This window comes from Candidatus Deferrimicrobiaceae bacterium (assembly GCA_035256765.1).
Lineage (GTDB): Bacteria > Desulfobacterota > Deferrimicrobia > Deferrimicrobiales > Deferrimicrobiaceae > CSP1-8.
Genome location: DATEXR010000190.1, coordinates 1 through 3,541 on the forward strand (window position 1 = coordinate 1; position 3,541 = coordinate 3,541).

5 protein-coding genes are annotated in these 3,541 nt (G+C 62.6%); 3 read left to right on the forward strand and 2 right to left on the reverse strand.

The window, feature by feature from the left end; genetic code table 11:
• A partial coding sequence (locus tag VJ307_06405; protein ID HJX73772.1) for an aldo/keto reductase occupies nt 1–848 on the reverse strand: 848 nt, incomplete at its 3' end.
• A gap of 89 nt (nt 849–937) precedes the next feature.
• On the opposite strand from VJ307_06405, the gene VJ307_06410 reads away from it, so the two are divergent.
• Nucleotides 938–1,234 (forward strand): flavin reductase, encoded by a 297-nt coding sequence (locus VJ307_06410; protein HJX73773.1) that lies wholly within the window; start codon nt 938–940, stop codon nt 1,232–1,234.
• A gap of 44 nt (nt 1,235–1,278) precedes the next feature.
• Here VJ307_06410 and VJ307_06415 read toward each other — a convergent pair whose 3' ends face one another.
• Nucleotides 1,279–1,812: a superoxide dismutase family protein gene (locus tag VJ307_06415; GenBank protein HJX73774.1), complete on the reverse strand. Its 534-nt coding sequence runs from the start codon at nt 1,810–1,812 to the stop codon at nt 1,279–1,281.
• A gap of 585 nt (nt 1,813–2,397) precedes the next feature.
• Between VJ307_06415 and VJ307_06420 the strand changes: the two genes are divergently transcribed.
• Together VJ307_06420 and VJ307_06425 are read left to right on the forward strand one after the other, a co-directional pair.
• Entirely contained in the window at nt 2,398–3,180 is a 783-nt protein-coding gene (locus VJ307_06420) for a hypothetical protein (protein ID HJX73775.1), read from the forward strand.
• Nucleotides 3,181–3,289: 109 nt separating this feature from the next.
• Nucleotides 3,290–3,490, forward strand: a complete 201-nt coding sequence (locus VJ307_06425; GenBank protein HJX73776.1) for a type II toxin-antitoxin system VapB family antitoxin — start codon at nt 3,290–3,292, stop codon at nt 3,488–3,490.
• The last annotated feature ends 51 nt before the right edge of the window (nt 3,491–3,541 follow it).

The following is a 3,541-nucleotide window of genomic DNA, read 5'->3' on the forward strand; positions in this document are numbered from 1 at the left end:
GCAATGGGAGCGGTGATGCCGGGGCGCGCGATCAACCAGGCGAGAGCGACCGTGGCGGGAGCCGAATGATATCGCCGGCCCACCTGGTCCAGCGCATCGAGAATCCGAAACCCCCGGTCATCCAGGTATTTCTTGACGAATTCGCCTCGCGCGCGGCCCGCAAGGTCCTTTTCCGACCGGTATTTTCCCGTGAGGAACCCGGCGGCCAGCGGGAAGTAGGGGATGACGCCCAATCCCTTTTCCCGGCAGAGGGGTTCGAGCTCCGCTTCATACTCGGCACGATCGTACAGGTTGTACAAAGGCTGAAGGCTCCGGTAGGCGGGATGCCCGTGTCGCTTGCTGACCTGCAATGCCTTTGAGAGCCGTTCCGCGTTGTAGTTCGAGGCCCCGATCGCCCGAACCTTCCCCTGCCGGGTCAGTTGCGCAAAGGCTTCCAGTGTCTCCTCCAACGGCGTCTCCGGATCGTCGGCGTGGGCCTGATACAGATCGATGTAGTCCGTCTGCAGCCGTCGCAGAGAATCCTCCGCCGCGCGCAGGATATAAGGCTTCGAAAGCCCCTTCTTGTCCGGGCCCATCTCCATTCCGACCTTCGTGGCGACGAGGACCTTCTTCCGGTTCCCGTCCCGCTTCAGCCATTTGCCGAGAACGGTCTCGGATTCGCCGCCCTTGTGACCCGGGACCCACGCGGAGTAGATATCCGCCGTGTCGATCAAGTCGCCGCCTGCGGCCGTGAACGCGTCCAACAGCCGGAATGACGTTTTTTCATCCGCGGTCCATCCGAAGACATTGCCTCCCAGCGCCAGCGGAGCCACTTCCCGTCCGGAATTTCCCAGTTTGCGTTTCTTCATAGGGCCCTCCGGATATTCGGATGCCGTGGTTCTTCAGACGATTCCTGCAGACGGTCCGAGAAATATCGTTCTTCCTGTAAGATGTCATAATCCGATCCGCCGTCGCGCTTACCCCCGTCCGGAGCGCCCTCGTGGGCGCACCGTATGTCGAGGAATTTCCCCTCGTCCTCGAGTGTCGGCTTCTCCCTACGTTCGAGATCGGGCTGCACACCCGGTTCGTCGGGGAGATTTTGGACGTAAAGGCAGAGGAATCCGTGCTCGGCGAGAAGGGACTCCCCGACATCGAGAAGGTGAGGCCGATCCTCTTCGACCCAGAGATCAACACCTGCCACGGGGTAGGCAAGCTTCCTGGCTGTGCCTACTCGATCGGGAAAACGGTTCGGTGAAGGCAGGGAAGAGTCGTAGTGGTGCCGCTACAAAGCGCCAGACGTCATCTCTTCCCGATGATGACGCCGCAGGCGATCCGGTCGCCGGAGTTCCCGGACGGGTCCGTCATCTCGTCGTCCGCCTTGGCATGGATGACGATCGAGGAGCCGTTCGGCCCCAGGAGGGACGCCGCGTCGCCCACCCCGAGGGTCGCATTCGGAAGCGTCGCCGTCAGCTTCCCCTTTTCGTTCGGACCCACTTCCAGGTTGGGAAGGTCCCCCGGGTGACCCCCTTCGTGACCCTTGAGCCCGTGCTTCTTCGCGTGGGGATTGAAATGCCCGCCCGCCGTCTTGAAATCCGGCGGTTCGCAAATCCCTGCAGCGTGGACGTGGATCCCGTGTTTCCCCGGCGCCAGCCTGGAGACTTCCACGACCACGGCAACCCCTTGCGGTGTTGGGGTAAATACGGCAGATCCAACGGTCTGCCCGCGACTGTCCTTGATCTCCGCCTCGGCGGATTTCCAGCTGCCCCCATCCGCCGCGTAGGCGAGGCTCCCGGTCAAGAGAAATAGACAAGCCAAAAAAACCGTTCGTTTCATCGCATCGCCCTCCCTCCCTGTCGTCGAAGACCTTGCTGTTTGAACCGGCACCTTTGGCCACTGATTAGATCGTCGAGTGACCGAAAGGTTTCGGTTCCCCCTGCCTGACCTTCTCCCGCGATATCCGCCCCGGATAACGAATTTGTCGTCCTGAACGGTTTACCGTAGCCGCGTGGGTCTCTCCATACAGGATCACAACTTTTTCCAGCCCCCCGGAAAAGAAAATTCATGCAATATATCGAATAGTTGTTAAATGGATTTTCCGCGGGGCATTCAGGGGCTCCAGGCCCAATCAGGTCACGCCAAGGGTACGGGTATTGCATTTTATTATGGAGACGATATAGACCAGCCGGGGGAACGATCGTGGCTTCTCGGTTCCGTAAGATACCCTTCCTCGACGTGCCGGGGTTGGTATTGGCCGCCCTTTTCCTGCTCCAGGGATGCACAGGTGCCGGCGACTCCGGTACCCCGGCTCCCCAAGGCTCCGCAGGGGACACGCCCGCCCTCGGCGTCAACGCGAGCCTTCAAGGGGCAAGGCCTTTTCCCGACGACAACCCGTGGAACACGCCGATCGATTCGGACCCGGTGGATCCGGATTCCGACCTTCTGATCGACAGCATCGGACGGACCGCCTCGCTTCATCCGGACTTCGGCGCCGACTGGAACGGGGGCCCCTTCGGGATTCCTTACGTCGTGGTTTCCGGGGACACGCCGAAGGTTCCCGTGTCGTTCCAATACGCGGACGAGAGCGACCCCGGCCCGTACCCGATTCCTCCCGGCGCGCCGATCGAGGGGGGGGCGACTTCGCAAGGGGACCGGCACATCCTGGTGGTCGATCGGGACAACGGGAAGCTCTACGAGCTCTTCGCCGCCTATCCGTCCGGAGCCGGATATTCCGCCGGCTCGGGGGCGATCTTCGATCTCTCTTCGAACGCTCTTCGTCCGGCCGGGTGGACTTCCGCCGACGCCGCCGGGTTGCCGATCTTCCCGGGGCTCGTCCGTTACGACGAGGTGATGGAGGGGAAAGTCATCCGCCATGCGTTGCGCTTCACGGCAACCAGGACGCGTCGTGCCTACGTCTCCCCGGCCCGGCACTTCGCCAGCGCGAGCACCGACCCGTCGTTGCCTCCGATGGGGATGCGCGTTCGCCTGAAGGCCGGGTTCGACATCTCGGGGTTCCCGCCGGGCGCCCGCGTGGTCCTCCAGGCGCTGAAGACCTATGGAATGATCCTGGCCGACAACGGGGGAAACTGGTTCCTGTCGGGGGCACCCGACTCCCGGTGGAACGATGACGAAATGAACACCCTGAAGCTTCTGACCGGGAACGAATTCGAAGTGGTCAAGATGGGCCCGCTGACCACGTTGTAGGTGCCCCAGCTCCGCTACGCCTTGTTCCGTGCCCACAACGATATGGACCTCCGCACGGGTCGAACGTCACGGGTTGACCTGTATGCATATAAGATGCATACTGATGCATATGCGAACGACTCTGAACATCGACGATGACCTCTTGCGGGAGGCCCAGGCGCTTTCGGGGATCCGGGAGAAGACCGCCACCGTGCGCGCCGCACTGGAGGCGCTGATCGCCAGGGAGAGCGCCCTCCGGCTCGCGGCGCTCGGCGGCACCGAGCGGCATCTTCGCCCGATCCGCCGGCGCAGGAGCGGTAAACGCGCCTGATGCTGGTCGACACCTCCGTCTGGATCGACCATTTCCGCCGGGGGAACGCGG

Bases quoted from the DNA above. Each gene is read 5' to 3' on its own strand.
- VJ307_06415 (HJX73774.1), bottom strand. From the start codon at position 1,812: ATGAAACGAACGGTTTTTTTGGCTTGTCTATTTCTCTTGACCGGGAGC.
- VJ307_06425 (HJX73776.1), top strand. From the start codon at position 3,290: ATGCGAACGACTCTGAACATCGACGATGACCTCTTGCGGGAGGCCCAG.